Here is an 18714-nt window from a genome sequence, read left to right as displayed (position 1 = left end):
GTCTCCTTTTATTTTACTGCTCCGTTTGCCACACCTGATATGATATGTTTCTGACAAATAATATAGAAGATCAGAATCGGAAGTAACGCTAACAGATAAGATGCAAAAGCCAGATTGTAATTTGTTCCAAACTGAGTCTGGAAATTCAGCTGCGCAAGCGGAAGTGTATTCTGATCACCGGACATAATTACAAGCGGTGTCATAACGTCATTCCATGTGCCAAGGGCTGTAAGGATCGCAACCGTTGCATGCATTGGTTTCATATTCGGGAAGATGATCTTCCAGTAAGTCGTCCATGTAGTGGCTCCGTCAACACAAGCTGCCTCTTCCAGTTCAAGCGGAAGATTATTCAGATATCCTGCATATAACATTGTGTTCATCGGAAGATAAAATACTGTATAAAGTAATACCACACCAATCATATTTGCCAATCCCATTTTTGCTGTCTGTTTTACAAGCGGCATCATCAAAATAGCAAATGGCACGAACATACCACTGACAAGATAAAGATAAATTCCATTATAGATCCGATTCTTTTTCTTGCTTCGTCCAAGTACATAACCAATCAGGGAATGTATTACGATCGATAATGCGATAGTTGCCAGTGTGATAAATAAACTGTTACCGAGAGAATGCCAGAAATCTGTTACCTCCATAGCTTCCTTAAAATTACTCAGACTCCAGTGCTGCGGAAGGGATAAGATTCCATGGATATCATTTGTCATCTCAGATGGCTGCTTAAATGCGATCATAACCGTCATATATAATGGGAACAGGATGGTTACAAGACCAAGGATCAACAGAATCGTAACCCCGATATTATATCGTTCTTTTCCTGTCTTAATCCCCTTTTCTTTATATTCTTTTCTGATCTGTCTCTGCGATTTTTTCATAACTGTTCCTCCTTCTTACCCAGGAAACGCATCTGTAATACAGATATCACAACGATTACTATAAAGAACACGACTGCATTTGCACTCTGGAATCCAAACTGTCCGCCACTCATACCATTGTTGTAGATCAGGTAGGAAATGGATTCTGTGCTCTGCGCAGGACCACCCTTTGTCAACGACATGATCTGGTCAAATACCATCAGGAAGTTCTTCATGCAAAGGACTACATTAATTGTAAAAAACGGAAGGATCAGTGGGAATGTCAGATAACGGAATTTTGCAAATCCGGTTGCACCATCTAAAGATCCTGCTTCGTATACATCTTCCGGAACTGTCTGAAGACCGGATATATAAATGATCGTATTCATCGCGATCGACTGCCATGCACATACTACTGCGATTGCAAGCCAGGCCGTTTTAGAACTTGCCAGCATACTGTTTCCCTCAAAACCAAGCATGATTGCAATCTGTGGCAGAATATAAGTAAAGAAATAGTTAAAAATATAACCAACAACCAGACCGCCTAAGATATTTGGCAGGAAATACAGTCCACGCAGACCGCTCTTAAAACGTATCTTGCTGTTTAATGCCATCGCAAGGATCAGGCTGACAACATTTACGATGATCGTCGTTACTATAGCCAGCTTAAATGTAAACAGATAGGATGAACCAACTCTGGCATCATGAAAAAGATCAATATAGTTTCGAAAACCAACCCACTCATAGCTGCCATACCCACGGAAATTGGTAAAGCTGTAAATCGCACCCTGAATCAAAGGCAATGTGTTGAATGTAAAGAACAATGCTACGATAGGAATTGTGATCAACATAAATGTTCTGGATTTCCCGGACATTTTCTTTTTCTTTTTAACAAACTTCATATCTTCTGTCTTTTTTGTATCCATTTCTATTCCTCCTCTCCGGAATGCTCCTGCTCATATTTGCGAACCTTTGTGATCAGGTCACGATTGTACCGTTTCCATTCCGTATCAAATTTCTTCAAAAACGCTTCTGTATCTCCATCTAACAGGTAGGTCTGAATCAATGCATCTACTGCCATCTCAGATGGATAAAAATGATCCTGATAATCAGTCACGATTCCGTTGTTCAGATATTCCCGCATACCGTCTAACATAGATGCAAGCTTGAAATCACCTTTCTTACAAGGTACTGCGTTCTGATTGTCTATATAGTCCTGTACATTTTCATCCTCTAACAGGAAACGGAGGACTTCATAGGCTGCTTCCTTATTCGGACAGTCTTCCATCACGCAGAACTGAAGATCTACACCGGATGTCAGAACCATGTCATCCTTATTGTTAGAAGCCGGGAATACAAATGAATCAATATTGATATCCGGATTTACTGACTGGATCTGTGGTACAGCATAGCTTCCGATCATGTACATTGCTGACTCACCTTTTGCAAATGCTGTACAAGCATCATTATAAGAATATGCAACCGGATTGGCTTCTCCATACTGAAGCAGGGTTTTCATTTCTTCCGCAACCTGAACATACTGATCGGAAAATGTCGTTTCTCCCTTATTAACATCCTTACATACGGTCGAAGATGTCAATGAAGCTACTGCACTGTTCCATGGAGAAAGACAGGTCCATGTATCCTTGTAGCCCATATAAAACGGAAGAATTCCTTCTGCTTTAATCTCATCACATAATGCAAGAAGCTCATCCCATGTTTCCGGGATCGTCCATCCATGCTCCTCAAACATATCCCGGTTGTACAGGATACCGGCAGCATTTGCCACATATGGAACACTGTATGTTCCTTCTGTTGGAATAAATTTCAGATTCTCACAGATGGTCAGATAATTTTCCTTTATATCTGCCAGTCCATCAAAATCAGAAATATCCATCAACATATCGGCATCAATAAAATTCGAATAATTGATGTCACCGCCAATACCAATGATATCCGGATTATCTTCACGAACAAATCTGGTCTTCAACACCGTCATTGCATCGTTCGGAGACTGATCTTCAATTCAATATCATCATGACTGGCATTAAACCGTTCCTCAACTTCTTCAAAATAAGAGGTTGCTTCCGGCTTGTACTGTACCAGTTCGATCACTGTTTTTCCGTCTTTATTATTCTTGCCACACCCCGCCAGTAAGCAGAAACCAGTCATCATTGTAAGTACAAATAATAGTTTTTTCCCTTTTAGCATAAATACATTTCTCCCTTCTTTTATAATATGCTTTTTTAAGTTGTTTTCATTCTAACATATCATAATGCTTGTTAAAATATCGTAATAACGCCAGTTTATACCAAAATGCATTATTTTTGTCTCACTATTGCATTCATCTAGCATTTTGGTATATAGTAGAAAACAGTAGAGTTTATATTGTGTATTTGTTCTAATTTTGGGAGGTTTTTTTATGCATGAATACCTTTTTTCTATATTTCCAAATGAGAAATTTATAGATCTTGGACTATACCAGTACGGATGGGAACGCTGTGCACCGGCCCATCAGTTCGGTCCGGCTGCCAGAACCCACTATCTGTTTCATTATGTCATCTCCGGAACCGGACTTTTAATGGCACAGGACCAAAAAGGAGAGACTAGAAATTATTCGATCAAAAGCGGACAGGGCTTTCTTCTGTATCCGGGACAGATCAGCACCTATATCGCAGATGAGACAAACCCATGGGAATATACCTGGCTGGAATTTGATGGATTACGGGTAAAAGAAGCACTGGACATTGCCGGTTTTTCAAAAGACCAGCCCATCTATCATGCTACCTCAAAGGAATACCGGGAAATCATGATGAACGAAATGCTCTATATTGCCAATCACCCAAACGAACCGCCATTTCACCTGATCGGTCATTCCTACCTTTTTCTGGATGCACTCACCCGTTCCACCGCCTCTACCCAGATGATAAAAACCGGTAAAATGAGCGATTACTATATAAAAGAAGCGATAAACTTCGTAGAGCAGAATTTTCCTTATGACATCTCTATCGAAGATATAGCTGCCTGTTGCGGCATCAACCGCAGCTATCTGGGAAAGATATTTCATGATTCCATTGGCAAAACGCCACAGGAATTCCTGATAAACTATCGGATGTCCAAAGCAACAGAGCTGCTGAAAATGACTAAATTATCAATTGCAGATATAGGAAATGCAGTCGGCTATCCAAACCAACTGCATTTCTCAAGAGCTTTTAAAAATATATATGGTGTCTCCCCCAAAAACTGGCGGGACCAGAATCACTAACATAGAAACCCCTCCGGCAGATGATTATATGTATGTGGTTTTATCTGTCGGAGGGGTTTCGTTTCCTTAGTTATAGGTTCCACCTACGCCGGATCCGGCATTGAAGCCAAATAACGCACAACAGATCAGGTCGATGATAAAGGCTGTGCTTAAGACAGCGCAGATCAGGATCTGTGTTTTCCGATTCTTCTTATGCATAAAACGGCTGAGCTTCGGCGCCGCGATATAGACACCGAACAGACTTCCGATGCCAAATGCAAGTAAGCCGACCAGACAGATCCTTCCATTTAAATTCAGGAAGAATTTCTTATAATTCCAGTAGTGGGAATTAAAGAAGAAATCCAGGATCCAGCTTGCGATATATTCGAGCACGCCACAGATACCCATAGACATCAGGAATAATTTCAATTTATCTGCCTTAAACCGGTCTAACAGGAAGATAATAACGACACCCCCGACACCATAGATCGGAAGCCACGGTCCATACATTGTTCCACGGTTTACGAGCTCATGATCTCTGACGATGTGGAGCATAACCTCCCACACCCAGCCGACAAAACAGAATGAGAAGAAGAAAAAGATGAAATCCGTCAGCCGGTATTCACTCTTGACTTTGATTCCCTTTGGTACTTCTACTGCTGCATCCTGCAAGAGATATACCGGCACAGCAGTTTCTATACCTTTACAGTATGGTGCTCCGTCAAATGCCCGCTCAACAAATGCTTCACTGTCAATTCTCTTTCTAAGATGAAAATACATCTCCACGTCGATCTCTACATCAAACGGTACTGCTACTAACAGACCGGCAATCGGAACAAGCTTTAACAGCATAACAGGAATACATGACAGATCTGTTACGAACATCTTCCATTTGTATCCATTTGTCATTTCTTTGGATAAAGCTTTTGCCTCTTTCCAGCCAAGTGTCTGATTCTCTGCGACCAGATACGGGATCATCCGGTACTGATAGAATTTGTATATACCACCGACGATCGTAAGATTCCATAAAAACAGAACCACCTTATATACGAACATTGTCCAGATCAATCTCAATAAATATTTAAAATGAAATGGTGCAAACATACGGTTGATTGATACTTTATCACTGTACCGGCACTCCATCGCATACCGATTCTTTCCAACGATGGCTGCACTCTGAATAAAGAAATGCACGATCATCATAATAAATGCGGATAACAGAAGTGCAATGATCACTTCTCCGGTATTACGTTCCAGATAGGCGGCATTTGCGCCTAACAGCTTAATGATCCATGTCTGACTCTTGGAAGCAACATCGATCAGTCCGATCACAAAATCCGAATGTATAAACGGAACATCCTTTACAATCGGTGTATTTACAGCATAGTCTTTTAAGATTTCCACGTTACTTGCTACATGCGAAGTATCCAGTCCGATTGCCTTGTCAATCCCATTTACAAATGTCGACTGTGCAAATTCATCGACACCTAAAAATGCAAAGATGAAGCAGACTGCAACCAGTGCAAGCCACGCCATCGTTCCACGCTTAAACACCGTGTTCCACGCGCCTTTTCTCAGTTCTTTTCGATTCCAGTTCATATTCTTATGCTCTCCTCCAGCTCTGCTTACTGTATAATCTCATACTGTAACAGCTCGTAGTGCAGCTTCGTTCCCTCTGCGATTCCATTCGGCAGCAAGGCTCTTGCAACCAGCTTATCTTCTTCGGAACCATCCAGATTCTGCAGATGCGCATATTCTCCATCAATCTGTTTTACAATATAATCACATACTAACATTTCCATATCTCCTATCAAAAGCGTTAGCCTGATTATACTATCTCTTTCGACAAAATTCTATCTTTATATGCAATTTGAAATTTACAAAAAACTTCGCAATCAAAATAAACTGCCTGTACGCATACATTTAATCATTAGACAAATATATCCACCCGGAAAAGAATTCAATGCATTTTTCGTTATAAGATACACATTGTCAACAAATGCGGGTGTATGTCTGAGCCCAAAGGGCGAGTTCACACAGGAGCATTTGTGAATCAGACATGTGTATCGAATAGAAAATGCATTGATATTTTCAGAGTGGATGTATCTGTCTAATGTTATACTGCTTATAAACAGTTTATTTTGATTGCGATATTTTTGCTACTTTCCAAAATGGAATAAGCCCTTTTTCTCATATGGCTCACTGGTTGCGGAAAGCATCTCATAACCGATATCCTTGATTGCCTTCTTTGCAGCCTCAGTATCGATATTGTCCTCGCTGATGATCACCGTTTCCCCGCTCTTGGCAGAAGAAGTTACCTTTTTTACCTTGAAATTCTTACGGATTACATCATTCATGTGGGCTTCGCACATACCACACATCATTCCATCAATTTTTAAAGTTGTCTTTATCATCTCAATTCCTTCTTTCGTATTCATTATGTCGCATTTAATATATACCCCGCAGGTATATGTCAATTCTGTTTCTATTATATTGAGAATTAATTATCGCTTAATCGGATGTTACTTCACAAATCACCTTTTGAAAAATCATGCTGTATAAAAAGGAAAAACCGGCAGTCCCTAATCTGCCGGTCATCACCGATATCCCCACATCGGTCTCACGCTCTTTTCTTTATACTAAATTCCCAAATGCACTGATCTATTGTCGATCATAGTCAAATTATATCACCCTGCACCACTTTTTGTACACTAACCAAACGGATAGTATTTGCCATTTATTTCATTTATTTTTATCTTTTTTACCTCTTCTTATCGAATCAAACATACACGCACTGTCCAATTTGCGGGTTGTATTTTTATATAGTTCTGATTAAAATAGAAAAAAAGAAAGGAGCACCCCATGACAATTCAGGATTTTGTTTCTCTTTCAGGCGAGATATTGACACAATATTATGACAACAACATTACGCCATTTCTCGATGCATGCCATGAAGATATTCTGTGGATCGGTCCTGCCGAAAAACAGGTGATTCGCACAAAAAAAGTACTGGTCAACACATTTCTGTCTGAACAGCACGAATTAAAATTTGTTCTTCATGATCTGGTTATTACTCCTCTTGCTACGACCAGCAACCGGGTAGTTGAGATCATTATGTTCTTTATGGTTGATACGATATGGCCTGATAACAGCATGAATCGGGTTAATCAGAGGATTCATCTGTCCTGGATCATGAACAACGGAGTTCCTCAGATTCGGCTCTGCCATATCTCAAATGCTATCTCTTACGATGAACGAGATACCATCTATCCGGTGCATTACGATTCCAAATTCCGCGAAATGCCGCTTGCCGGCGTATCCCGCTCGGAACGTTTGTCGTTTAAGGGTACAGATAAATCTCTGCTTTTTCTGAATCGGAATCAGATCCTGTACATAGAATCCCATGGCAGACACTCCAATATCCATACAACCTCCAATTCCTACGAGATTACAGAAAGTCTGCTTTCTCTGGAAAAACGCTTCCCGGATTATTTCCTGCGTTGCCACCAGAGTTATTTGATCAATCCCGATTTCGCATCATCAATTGAACGTTTTAAACTTACAATGTCCGATGGCTTTGTAATCCCAATCCCGGAAAAGAAATATACTCAGGTAAAACGTCTGCTTCTGGATTTTATTAACGCCCGGTCATCAGACACCGGAATTTAAAAGATCTTTAAACGGTGCAAATGCTGACGGAATCGCAATCTCCTGCTTCAGCTCTTCTAATGTAACCCAACGAAGATCTTTCGCCTGCTGTTCCATACATTCCATATAAAAGGCTTTCATATGCCATTCTACATGGGAAAAAATATGTGTATATGTTGTCTCCATCCAGATTTCTTTTGGGTGGAGATTTTTTGACGTTACATACGAAAGGATCTCCTGTGTGCTGTAGCTTCCAGGAAGATTCGGGAATTCCCACAATCCATGTAACAACCCTTTCTCTGTCCGCTTCCGTATCGCAACCTTATCTTCATACCGAAGCATCAGCACCGCTTTTTCTTCCACCTTCCGTTTCTTCTTTGCTTCACGAACCGGATACTGCTGCCAGGAATCATGCTTATGAGCTTTACACAATTCCTGTAGTGGACACACCTCACATTTTGGAGCACCATTTGGCAGACAGATTGTTGCTCCAACCTCCATCAGACTCTGTGTCAGCATATCGCAATGTCCATACCGGTACACCTGCAGAAGTTCCTCCCGGATTTTCTTCTTTACTGCCTGCTTGTCGATATTTGACGGATCTTCCATCACTCTGGTATATACCCGGAGAACATTTCCATCCACCGCAGGAGTTGGCAGATCAAAGCAGATCGAGCCGATTGCTCCCGCCGTATATTCTCCGATTCCCGGCAGGCTCAGGATCTCATCGTATTCTGCAGGGAAGTTTCCCTGCCATTCTATCACCACTTCTCCTGCTGCCTTTTTCAGATTTCTTGCACGGTTATAATATCCAAGTCCTTCCCAAAGTTTCATCAGGCGGTCATCATCTACCTCTGCCAGCGCCTCGATCGTCGGAAGCTCCTGCAAAAACGTTCTGTAATATTCTTTTACTGCTTCCACTCTCGTCTGCTGCAGCATGATCTCCGACAACCATACATGATACGGTTCTTTATCTTTTCTCCATGGAAGATCTCTGGCATGCTCCGGATACCATGCGATCAAATTGTCCGCGATCTGCTTATATACATTCTGCATAAACTCATTCCATCCTGTTGCGTTTTTGTATTTTATCTCTATCAATGACCAGAGCGGCAATTTTTTATTTTTTTGCCGTTCCGGTCATTTTGATAAGAATAATAATTATATACTTAAAATCTTCTTCCGCCCATGCCACACATAGGCTTTTCTTCTGTCTCCGGTGTTTCTACTACATAATTTGTGCGAAATGCAGCATTTACTTCTGCAATTTCTTTCTTGCCATCAATGTAATCTCTGAAATATTCCATCAAATTCATACCGGAATTCTCACAGCCTTCTTCTTCCTCCCACTGTTTTACAAGTGCAATTCGTTCTGATTTTGTTGTGTCTTTAATTAATGTACTTTTCATCTGAAATTACCTTCCTTTTTTCTTTTTTTCCGGGATCTCGATTTCTCTTGCTTCTAACAGTTCCTTCAATGACTGTGGCTCATAATTCATATACGGTTGCATACACCCGACATTGATCGCCAGAAAATCCTGGTCTTCCTCATGAAGATCCTTGCGTTCATTCAGCCGCTTTATGCAGTCCTGAAAAAACACATCCTCCGGGGATCGGTGTGTATGCCCATACAACAGGATATTCCCTCTATGCTGACCATTCCAGAACAGGATCGGATAATGACAAAGCACCAGTTTATATGCATTTCCTCGAATGTTGTCTGTAATCTCTTTGTAATTACAAACCTCCTCAAATAACTGCCGGAGCCTGTAATCTGACAGATCATCATGGTTCCCATGCACAAGGATCTTATGTCCTTTTAACTGCGCAACTAATGCGATCAATTCTTCACTTTTTCCCCTCTTACTGATGTCGCCGAGGATATAGACCGTATCTCCGTTTGTCACCTTCCGGTTCCATCTGGCAAGCATATCGGCATGCATTTCTTCCAGTGTCTTATATTCTCTTTCGTCATATCCGCTTCCGCTGCCTGCGAGCTGGCTGGCACAGCAGAAATGCAGATCACTGATATAATAATTCATTTTGTGTTTTCACCTCGCAATGCCTCTATAACATTTTTTCTCCCACCATTTTACATTCTGCCAAATAGGTGTGTCAATTCATCCAGTGGATCTGTTCTCCCTGAACCAGTGGATACCTAAAAAGCTCGGAACCGTCCAGATCACAATGGTGCATATCCACACCTGTGATCTGGTGGTTTTCGTATGTTGTATAATAATAGATTCCTTTATCTGCATTACAGCAGGAGGTGTAGAGTGTAATCTCATACTTGCCATCTGTCACTTCACAGCATCCACGCTGCTGATCAACCGATCCAAGAATATGGAAGAACTGGCTGATACTCTCCGCCTCGCTGTCACCGGATTTCGAATTCATTTTTGTAAATGCGACCTTTGCAAATCGTGACGCTGACGACAGATCTCCCGGCAAACCAAGTGCACCCATGCCCCTGCTGTAAGACTGTAACTGCAGCTGCTCTGCGAAAGTATTTTCCGGCTGTTTCGGAGATAAGCCCTGATAATTATTCAATAAAAACATCTGTGTCTCAAATGGTGGATTGTTCGTGAGAACTCCGACCGGATTTTCATGTATATGCATTCCATCCGCCATACACTCAACTGTGATCGCAGCATTCCGATCTACTATGATCCAGTGTAACTGTGCCGATGGAAGCTGTTCGCTGAAAGGTGTTCCGACCAGATTCATCCGGTCAAGCAATGCCCGTACCTCGTCCAGATCCGCACACTGTCCAAGTATCCACGGGATAAATTCAAACTGTGCAACATTATCCCTACCAGCTTCTACTGCCTGATAAACTGCATTTCCAACAAAATTAAGTCCCGCCATACCGACACCCTTTTCATTGATCGCATCATAATAAAGCGGATATCCACCTGCCACATGCGCCATGCCAATGATCGCATAATGAGAATCCCTCTTTCCCATATGACGAAACTCAAACGGGAACTTTCTCGGTGTCACCGTAATCTCATCCCCATAAGAAAATTCATAATCTAATGTTCTGCCAAAATAAAAATCCTTCGTTTTATACGTCGCTGCTGTACACATCTATAACCATCATCCTTTCCTGTTTTCTCAATTTTACAATCTTGCACTCACCAGGTTCAAAATTATATTCTTATTATTTTCATATACTACACATGTTACTATTAGCATTCGCATAAAACAACAGTTCAATTATGAAAGAATTATAAAAAGCGGCATTCTTGCAAAAGCATTTCCGTATAACCAGCTATTCACTATAATATAACATCAGCGAGGATTTCGTTATGACATGCACATTGAAAAATTAGAGTAAGCTACACTAACCTCAAACTACGCTAACGCTTGTTTTCGCTAAGTGTACTTACATGGCACGCACTAACCTCAGACTTCGCGCTAACGCTCGTCTTCACTAAGTGCTCCGCTCAGCCCAAAGGGCGAGTTTGCACAGGAGCATTTACGAATCAGGCATGTGCATGGAATAGAAACCACAGCGAGTTATATATAGTGAGTAGCTGATTATACAGAAATGTCTCTGCAAGAATGACGCTTCCAGATTCTATTCTTCCATGTATTCAATATAATCTGTTTCATCCGCAAAAAGCTGGTATCTTCCATCTACATATCCCATATAACCTTCCGTTACAAAATATCCTTTTATCATAATTCCGATCTCCTGTACATTTGTTCTGTCCTATAAAGTTCCGATTTTCTTTGAATTTTCTGTATTTTTTATACAGTCAACCCGTTTATGGCTTTATATTACAGTTTTATATGCACAAAAAATCGTACATCTTTTAAACCAGCAAAATATCAGACAGATTTGCCTGAATTCCTGCTGCCACCTCCGGCTTGTTCATGGAATACACATGAATGTGCTTTACGCCATTTGCCAGAAGATCTATGATCTGATCAGTCGCATAAGCGATACCTGCCTGCTTCATTGCAGCTTCGGTATCTCCAAACCGGTCAACAATATTCTTGAAACGTTCTGGCACATTGCAGCCGGATAATTTGACGGCATTTTTCACCTGAACCCGCTTCGTGATCGGCATAATTCCCGGAATCACCGGCACAGCAATCCCAGCTTCTCTAATACGATACATGAAATTAAAGAAAATATTGTTATCAAAAAACATCTGTGTAGTCAGATATTCACATCCCGCTTCCACTTTCTTTTTCAGGTTTGCAATATCATCCTGCTTGTTTGCAGAATCCGGATGAACCTCCGGATAACAAGCTCCGCCCACACAGAAGTCTCCGCTCTCTTTTATTAATTTTACCAGCTCCGATGCGTGAGCAAAATCAGTAAATACCTGTCCATCATAATTCTTTGGAATATCCCCACGAAGTGCCAGGATATTTTCAATCCCTGCATTTTTCATTTCAGAAAGTGCTGTCCGGATGCTGTCTTTATTTGCGCATACACAGGTCAGATGCGCAATCGTCGGAACTCCGTATTTTTCTTGAATCTCATTTGCAAGCTTGATCGTATGTCCTTTTGTGCTGCCACCCGCTCCATATGTAACACTCATATAACTCGGCCGTAATGCCGCAATTCCAAGTGCCGCAGCTTCCACACTTGCAAAATCTGTATCCTTCTTCGGCGGAAAAACCTCAAATGACAATGTTGCTTTCTCCTGCCCTATAATATCTCTTATCTTCATGTATTTCCTCCTGTCATTTCATCTCTTTTGTATATCTGCAGTTGGGATAATTCGTGCATCCCAGAGAATTTTCTCATCCTTTTTCATTATATAAATTCTACGGTAATATGACAATAACAACATTCTTTTCTGCCACACCATGAAAACTTTTGAAAAGTCTGCTGGCATAATCCCACATTTTCCTGTATAGTATATGGGTATGTAATTTGTTTGGAGGAGTTATCAAAAGATGAAAAAACGTGAATCATTTAACAACAAATGGGGATTTGTCCTCGCCTGTATCGGCTCAGCGGTCGGCATGGGTAATATCTGGATGTTCCCAACCAGAGTATCCCTCTATGGCGGAGGCTCTTATCTGATCCCTTACTTCATATTCGTTATCCTGATCGGATTCACCGGTGTGATCGGCGAAATGAGTTTCGGACGTGCTACCAAATCCGGTCCGGTCGACGCTTTTGGCTATGCCTGTGGAACAAAGGGCAAACAAAAACTTGGCGAACTTCTTGGTTTTATACCGGTACTTGGCGCACTTGCCATGGCGATCGGCTATACTGTCGTAATGGGCTGGATCTTAAAATATATGATCGGTGCATTTACCGGTTCAACACTTGCACCGGAAAATGTGGAATCCTTTGGTGCCGCATTTGGTTCAACCGCTTCTGCATTCGGCAATAACCTATGGCAGATCATTGCACTCGCTGTCGGCATTATCATTCTGATGTTTGGTATCGGAAACGGAATTGAAAAGGCAAATAAGATCCTGATGCCTCTGTTCTTTATCCTGTTTATCATTCTTGCGATCTATACCGCCTGCCAGCCGGGTGCTGCCGAAGGATATAAATATATCTTTCGGATCGAGCCAAAGGTTCTCGCCGATCCAAAGACATGGATCTACGCACTTGGCCAGGCATTTTTCTCCCTGTCTGTTGCAGGAAATGGGACACTGATCTATGGCTCTTATCTGCCGGACGAAGAAAATATACCGGAAGCTGCCGGACAGGTTGCTTTATTTGATACAATTGCTGCGTTACTTGCAGCCCTCGTTATCATTCCGGTTATGGCAACGACCGGTGCGCAGTTAGACCAGGGTGGTCCGGGACTTATGTTCATCTATCTGCCTGCCCTGTTCAAATCTATGCCGGGCGGACATATCATCGCCATGATCTTCTTCGTTGCAGTATTCTTTGCAGGCTTGTCCTCATTGATCAATCTGTACGAAGCTCCGATCGCAACGATTCAGGAAAAGCTTGGATTAAATCGTAAATTATCCTGTGGTGTGATCGCAGGAATCGGCGTGATCGTATCCATCTGTATTCAGGGAATCGTATCCGGCTGGATGGATGTTCTGTCCATCTATATCTGCCCGCTTGGTGCAGGACTTGCCGGAATCATGTTCTTCTGGGTATGCGGTAAGAAATATGTAGAGGAGCAGGTAAACCTTGGACGTGAAAAGAAGTTCACAGACAAATTCCTGCCAATCTGTAAATATGTCTATTGCCCTATCTGCATTCTGGTTTTAATACTTGGAATCGCATTAGGCGGAATCGGCTAAAACAGGGATAATGCGAGATTCAGATACTTCTATTTATAACAATACCCCTATTGAATAACACACTACGATTTCTGTTCGATGCATATGCCTGATTCGTAAATGCTCCTGTGCAAACTCGCCCTTTGGGCTCAAACATGCACCCGCATTTACTGGCAATGTGCATTCTCACAACGAAATCTCGTTCATGTTATATCAATAGGGGTATTATTATAAATATAAAATATCTGAATCTCGGCATTACTCCTCGTCATTAGGAATGCCATTTGCCAGGTATTCATTCCACTTGGCGTTGTTACGCTCCAGTTCTTTTTTCTGTATGATGCGGTTGCGGTCTGTGAGGATCGCGAGCATCTCATCTACGACCTCCTCCATAGGAAGGGTCTGATAATGTGACAAATAGCCGATCATACGACCGGCTGTAAAATCTGTATTCAGATTCTGTGTTATAACCTCGCAGAATTCCGCCGGATAGCCCCGGTCAAGCATCATCTGATATAGGTTTTTACTTGCTTCTGATCTTGGTTTCATTTATGATCACCTGACTATTCTTTCGATATATATCTGCATATCCAATTATGCATCCAAACGGTTCGCTGATCGTCCAATCTGCTCTCCCATTTTCACCAGTGTTTCCATTCCTGATCCGGTATGTTCCAATAAATCCCGATCCGGTATCACGACATTCTTCTGTGTCAACAGAATGATCGTTGAACCGCCGAATTCAAATCGTCCTTTTTCAACACCTTTATGAACAAATCCCAAGCCTTGCTGATTATTACTGATCTTACCAACCATCAATGCCCCGACTTCCATCTGAAGAAGCGTTCCAAACTGCTCCGTCTTTATCAGACAATACTCTCTGGAATTCATCTTGTAGATCGGACAGACATCATTTGCAACCGGGTTCACCGTATGCAGAATTCCTGCTATCTTACGCTGTTCGGATTTTCTTCCATCTGCTGCATAGCAATACCTGTGATAATCATCTACCGTCAATCGGATCACATAAATATGTCCGTCCAGATACCTCTTAGCCAGCTTCTTGTCCTGCAACAACTGTTCCAATGTATACTCGGTGTGTTTAATAAGAAAATGTCCGTTTTCATGGATCTTATACACACTGACCTTTCCATCACTTGGGCTGACCAGCGCATTTGCATCCAGATTAACCGGTCGTTCTTCTGCTCTGATCTTTCGAGTGAAAAAATCATTATATGAATCAAATATCTGTTTCTCATATAAGGACAGATCAATGCCATTCTTCTTTACAAACCCCGGAACTGCCAGTCCTGAAATCCGGGTATCCAAAAATGCCCCGCCTATGCGGGACACTACCGGTGACAGAAAGGGACGGATCAGACACCTCGTCACTGCATGTCCATAGATAAATGCAAGCAGGCGATCCTGACCGGTCTCGCCCTGTCTTTTATGTCCTTTTCGATCTATATATATGATACTCATTTTCTTTTCTCCAATCTTCTCCTACCATATATGGAGCATTCGAAGCACCGCCAGCGTTACAACGCCAACGATGATCGCCAGTGTGCGGTTCTTTGGTTTACGGAATTTGAAATTTGTAATAAACAGCAAACCGACCAACAGTACCAACGCATGAAGCTGAGCATGAATTCCCGCTTGCCAAGCATCGGCTTAAATACTGCCAGAAGTGGCAAAAGCACAGCCATAGATGTGATCGGAAGTCCCTGATAATATTTACGTTTTTCCTCTGTCTCATCCTGTCTGACTTCCTCAGAAACATTGAACCATGCCAGACGGATCAAGCCTGCCAGCACATAGAATAACAGGATCGCAACACCAGTCAATCCACGCATTCCCATGCGGTAGCAAAGGATTGCCGGTGAAACTCCAAAGCAGACAATATCCGCCAGAGAATCAATCTGGATTCCAAATCGTTTTTCAACCTCTGTACGATCTTTCTTGGTCCGTGCAACCTTGCCATCAAACATATCGCACAAACCGGAAATTGCCAGACATACAAGCGCCATCCGGCAGTCGCCATTTAACGAAAATAACATACCACCGATGGACACCATCAGACTGATATATGTAAGAATTACTGTATAATCATAAACACCTAACATTTCTCTACCACACTTTTCTTTTTTCTTCCAATAGTAAAATTTGCAACAATCGTAAATATCGCACTGAGGATCAGTTCTGTATAATACCCCAGGCCACGAGACAATACCATACCCGGCAGAAGAAGCATGCTTCCAAATACCGGAAGGAAGATATCAAGGAATATCTTCTCACTGATTCCCATTCCGCCCGGAAGCGGCAGCATATCAACTGCAACCGCGATCGAGCCCTGAAGAAGTATCACGGTAAACGCTGATGTTCCTTTTAATCCAAATGCAAGATATACGAACCAGGTTGCTGCAAACAACGCAAACCGCTGCACCATCGTAATGAGGAATACAACGATCAGCACCTTTTTATTTTCCTGCAAATAAACAGCAGCCCCCCGATACTGATCCATCGACTGAACCAGCTTCTTTGCTCTTGACTTTCTATGTTTTAATATATGGATTCTTTCTAACAAAATATGCCCTTTGATCATAATTGACTTTGCAAAATTCGGATGAAATGCAAATACAACCATAATCGCTACACACACCACATTTAATCCCAGTCCGAGATAAAACCAGAAGATTGCATCCGATAAATACCGATGTATAAATCCCTGCCCGAAGATCACCAATGCAACACCAAGCAGTACCAGTACCATCTTGTAGATAATGGTTATGATCAACAATACCATCGTTGAGATCGGAATCGGTATATCTTCTTTCTTCATATAGTAAACCTGTGCCGGCTGACCGCCCGATGCAGACGGAGTAATGCAGCTAAAGAAAAAGCCAACAGATGAAAATAAAAAGCAGATCCATTTCTTTACCTTTATACCTAGTGAATGCATCAGATAATGAATAATGATAGATTCTCCCCATATGAAGATTATTACACAGATAACGCCGGGAATCAACCAAAACGGGTTCACAGTTTTAATTATTTCGATGATCCGCCCCATATCCTTGCCATGAAACACACCATAAAGAGTTGCTGCAAAGATCAGAAGCAAAAAAATTATATTAAATATCCATTTTTTCTTACTCTCCATACGTCCTCATTTCCAATTTCACTGCCTTATGCATGAAGCATTTTTACTGTTTCTTTACCATGTCTTTGCCAATATCTGTTTCAGTATATCACAACGTTTGAAAAAAATGTTAAATCTGACATTAATATCACATTAATAATATTTAATATTATATTTTCAATAGGAATTTCCAATCAATTAACTTTTTTTACCATGAAGTGCACCCCTTGTTTTACTTTACAAGGAAAACTTTTCTAATATAGAAAAAAGCAGTCTGTAGAATAAAATTATTCTCAAAGACCGCTTTCTATGCTGACTTTCGCCAAATATGAAATTATTTCTGCGCCTCTAAAATCTTAGGCTCCTGTCCTTCTTCCCATAAAACAGTTACTTCTGTTCCATCCTTATGACAGTAAACTACCTTCCGGATCACTGGCAAACTCTCTGTCTCTTCCTCATCACCGGATGCAAATGCTGATGTTATAGTGGCACCTTCCCGGTGTCCACCAAGTGCATGATAGCTCTCTGTCAATTGCCATGATCTGCTCTGACCGGTTGGATCAAGGGAAGTCAGTCCCTGTTCACCGAAATAAAATCTTACAATTCCATTTTCCAGTTCCTCTCCTGTACTGATCGTCACGATCTGTCCGCTTCCTAAGAGAGCAGACTGATGCAGATATAACGCTCCATCCATCTCGACCACTTCCACATTTTCCTGAATACCCTCTGCACCGATCTCCGGCCATACCTCCGACCAGTGTGAAGTAACCGCCCAGTTACCGACTACCCACAAAACAGCAAATATCACAATAATGATCAAAGCCCGTCCCCAGACCTTTTTATTTACAAATTTACGAAATCCTTTTACATCCGCACTGTCCTTCATCGGCAAGGCAAGGTCTGACTTCATCTGCTCCGCAGTTTTTCTGCAAGAATCGCAGGTCTTCATATGTTCTTCTACTAATTTTTTACTTTCTTCGCTGCAAACCCCATCTATATATAAAGGAAGCAGATCATTTATCATTTCACATTCTTTTTTCAAGATAATTCCTCCATTTCATTCATGATCAACAGCCTTGCACGATGATACGTCACTCGCGCCCAGCTCTCTGTTTTTCCAAATATTACTGCAATTTCCCGAAATGGCAGTTCGCCAAATACTCTCAGATTGAATACTTCCTTATACGGTTCACTCAGGTTATGAACCAGTTGATGAATCTTCATCGCCTGTTCCCTGTCCACAGTATCTTTGACAAAATCGTGATCCGAGGCCCGTTCTGTCAGTGTCTCATCCGGTTCAGTCGTTTCCCGTTTCTGTTTTTTCACATAAGTAAAGTAAGTATTCTTTGCAATCTGGCACAACCACACGCGTATATCGCAGTCACCCTTGAATCGGTCTACTGCCTTTATGGCTTTCATAAATGTCTCCTGCGTAATATCTTCCGCTATATGCGCGTTTTTGCTTAACGCGAAAACATACCGATACAAGTCTGTATAATAGTTATTGTAGATTTCTTCTATTGGTACCAATTTGCTTATTCACCTCCCATCACTTATATGACAACGCTCCCGGAAAAACGTTACAGAAA

At 41.6% G+C, this 18714-nt stretch carries 21 protein-coding genes; 3 read left to right on the top strand and 18 right to left on the bottom strand.

What is annotated here, in order from left to right:
- Nucleotides 1-8: 8 nt before the first annotated feature.
- From DXA07_RS09435 to DXA07_RS14125, 4 genes are read right to left on the bottom strand one after another with little or no spacing between them, the layout of a single operon-like run.
- Nucleotides 9-893: a carbohydrate ABC transporter permease gene (locus DXA07_RS09435; protein ID WP_181986464.1), complete on the bottom strand. Its 885-nt coding sequence runs from the start codon at nucleotides 891-893 to the stop codon at nucleotides 9-11.
- A complete protein-coding gene (locus DXA07_RS09430) occupies nucleotides 890-1747 on the bottom strand; it encodes a sugar ABC transporter permease (RefSeq protein ID WP_347470664.1) in 858 nt (285 codons plus the stop codon). Before DXA07_RS09430 ends, DXA07_RS09435 begins: the two co-directional genes overlap by 4 nt.
- 53 nt (nucleotides 1748-1800) lie before the next feature.
- On the bottom strand, nucleotides 1801-2865 hold the full coding sequence (locus DXA07_RS09425) for an extracellular solute-binding protein (protein WP_348980809.1): 1065 nt from the start codon (nucleotides 2863-2865) through the stop codon (nucleotides 1801-1803).
- Nucleotides 2866-2867: 2 nt separating this feature from the next.
- Nucleotides 2868-3083 (bottom strand): hypothetical protein, encoded by a 216-nt coding sequence (locus tag DXA07_RS14125; RefSeq protein WP_347475313.1) that lies wholly within the window; start codon nucleotides 3081-3083, stop codon nucleotides 2868-2870.
- Nucleotides 3084-3294: 211 nt separating this feature from the next.
- Here DXA07_RS14125 and DXA07_RS09420 point away from each other — a divergent pair, with 211 nt between their 5' ends.
- Entirely contained in the window at nucleotides 3295-4137 is an 843-nt protein-coding gene (locus DXA07_RS09420) for an AraC family transcriptional regulator (RefSeq protein ID WP_118484391.1), read from the top strand.
- A gap of 66 nt (nucleotides 4138-4203) precedes the next feature.
- Here the strand turns inward: DXA07_RS09420 and DXA07_RS09415 are convergent, their stop codons facing one another.
- From DXA07_RS09415 to DXA07_RS09405, 3 genes are all read right to left on the bottom strand, one after another.
- Complete coding sequence (locus DXA07_RS09415) at nucleotides 4204-5715, bottom strand: DUF975 family protein (RefSeq protein WP_118484389.1); 1512 nt, start codon at nucleotides 5713-5715, stop codon at nucleotides 4204-4206.
- 26 nt (nucleotides 5716-5741) lie between these two features.
- The gene (locus DXA07_RS09410; RefSeq protein WP_021943314.1) at nucleotides 5742-5912 is read right to left on the bottom strand and encodes a hypothetical protein; all 171 of its coding nucleotides are present in this window, start codon (nucleotides 5910-5912) and stop codon (nucleotides 5742-5744) included.
- A gap of 363 nt (nucleotides 5913-6275) precedes the next feature.
- The gene (locus tag DXA07_RS09405; protein WP_021943313.1) at nucleotides 6276-6530 is read right to left on the bottom strand and encodes a heavy metal-associated domain-containing protein; all 255 of its coding nucleotides are present in this window, start codon (nucleotides 6528-6530) and stop codon (nucleotides 6276-6278) included.
- Nucleotides 6531-6978: 448 nt separating this feature from the next.
- Between DXA07_RS09405 and DXA07_RS09400 the strand changes: the two genes are divergently transcribed.
- Nucleotides 6979-7785 carry a LytTR family DNA-binding domain-containing protein gene (locus DXA07_RS09400; protein ID WP_118484388.1) on the top strand — a complete coding sequence of 269 codons (807 nt, stop codon included), beginning with the start codon at nucleotides 6979-6981 and terminating at the stop codon, nucleotides 7783-7785.
- Here DXA07_RS09400 and mutY read toward each other — a convergent pair.
- The 5 genes from mutY to metF form a co-directional block, all read right to left on the bottom strand.
- Nucleotides 7768-8820 carry an A/G-specific adenine glycosylase gene (gene mutY / locus DXA07_RS09395; RefSeq protein WP_243013925.1) on the bottom strand — a complete coding sequence of 351 codons (1053 nt, stop codon included), beginning with the start codon at nucleotides 8818-8820 and terminating at the stop codon, nucleotides 7768-7770. The genes DXA07_RS09400 and mutY overlap by 18 nt on opposite strands.
- Before the next feature lie 113 nt (nucleotides 8821-8933).
- Nucleotides 8934-9173, bottom strand: a complete 240-nt coding sequence (locus DXA07_RS09390) for a hypothetical protein (RefSeq protein WP_008399828.1) — start codon at nucleotides 9171-9173, stop codon at nucleotides 8934-8936.
- A 6-nt stretch (nucleotides 9174-9179) separates the two neighbouring features.
- Nucleotides 9180-9806 (bottom strand): metallophosphoesterase, encoded by a 627-nt coding sequence (locus DXA07_RS09385; RefSeq protein ID WP_118484386.1) that lies wholly within the window; start codon nucleotides 9804-9806, stop codon nucleotides 9180-9182.
- A gap of 73 nt (nucleotides 9807-9879) precedes the next feature.
- Nucleotides 9880-10854, bottom strand: coding sequence for a choloylglycine hydrolase (gene bsh, locus DXA07_RS09380; protein ID WP_118484384.1), 975 nt, complete (start codon nucleotides 10852-10854; stop codon nucleotides 9880-9882).
- 731 nt (nucleotides 10855-11585) lie between these two features.
- The gene (gene metF, locus DXA07_RS09375; RefSeq protein ID WP_021943305.1) at nucleotides 11586-12455 is read right to left on the bottom strand and encodes a methylenetetrahydrofolate reductase [NAD(P)H]; all 870 of its coding nucleotides are present in this window, start codon (nucleotides 12453-12455) and stop codon (nucleotides 11586-11588) included.
- 229 nt (nucleotides 12456-12684) lie between these two features.
- Between metF and DXA07_RS09370 the strand changes: the two genes are divergently transcribed.
- On the top strand, nucleotides 12685-14007 hold the full coding sequence (locus tag DXA07_RS09370) for a sodium-dependent transporter (protein WP_117807108.1): 1323 nt from the start codon (nucleotides 12685-12687) through the stop codon (nucleotides 14005-14007).
- Between the two features lie 237 nt (nucleotides 14008-14244).
- Here the strand turns inward: DXA07_RS09370 and DXA07_RS09365 are convergent, their stop codons facing one another.
- The 6 genes from DXA07_RS09365 to DXA07_RS09340 all read right to left on the bottom strand — a co-directional run bounded on the left by DXA07_RS09365 (nucleotide 14245) and on the right by DXA07_RS09340 (nucleotide 18655).
- Nucleotides 14245-14535 carry a hypothetical protein gene (locus DXA07_RS09365; RefSeq protein ID WP_118484382.1) on the bottom strand — a complete coding sequence of 97 codons (291 nt, stop codon included), beginning with the start codon at nucleotides 14533-14535 and terminating at the stop codon, nucleotides 14245-14247.
- Nucleotides 14536-14580: 45 nt separating this feature from the next.
- Nucleotides 14581-15468 carry a phosphatidylserine decarboxylase gene (locus tag DXA07_RS09360; RefSeq protein WP_118484380.1) on the bottom strand — a complete coding sequence of 296 codons (888 nt, stop codon included), beginning with the start codon at nucleotides 15466-15468 and terminating at the stop codon, nucleotides 14581-14583.
- Between the two features lie 56 nt (nucleotides 15469-15524).
- Nucleotides 15525-16109, bottom strand: a complete 585-nt coding sequence (locus DXA07_RS09355) for a CDP-alcohol phosphatidyltransferase family protein (RefSeq protein ID WP_348980808.1) — start codon at nucleotides 16107-16109, stop codon at nucleotides 15525-15527.
- Nucleotides 16103-17146 (bottom strand): lysylphosphatidylglycerol synthase transmembrane domain-containing protein, encoded by a 1044-nt coding sequence (locus DXA07_RS09350; RefSeq protein ID WP_118484378.1) that lies wholly within the window; start codon nucleotides 17144-17146, stop codon nucleotides 16103-16105. The genes DXA07_RS09355 and DXA07_RS09350 overlap by 7 nt, the downstream gene beginning before the upstream one ends.
- A gap of 313 nt (nucleotides 17147-17459) precedes the next feature.
- Nucleotides 17460-18167, bottom strand: coding sequence for a zf-HC2 domain-containing protein (locus DXA07_RS09345; RefSeq protein WP_118484376.1), 708 nt, complete (start codon nucleotides 18165-18167; stop codon nucleotides 17460-17462).
- Nucleotides 18164-18655 carry an RNA polymerase sigma factor gene (locus tag DXA07_RS09340; protein ID WP_118484374.1) on the bottom strand — a complete coding sequence of 164 codons (492 nt, stop codon included), beginning with the start codon at nucleotides 18653-18655 and terminating at the stop codon, nucleotides 18164-18166. Before DXA07_RS09340 ends, DXA07_RS09345 begins: the two co-directional genes overlap by 4 nt.
- Between the last annotated feature and the right edge of the window lie 59 nt (nucleotides 18656-18714).

The sequence above is a fragment of the Clostridium sp. AM54-37XD genome, from assembly GCF_003478225.1.
In the GTDB taxonomy this organism is placed as follows: Bacteria; Bacillota; Clostridia; order Lachnospirales; family Lachnospiraceae; genus Coprococcus; species Coprococcus ammoniilyticus.
Note: the sequence above shows the minus strand (reverse complement) of the source record. Positions and strands in the feature narration are given on the sequence as shown.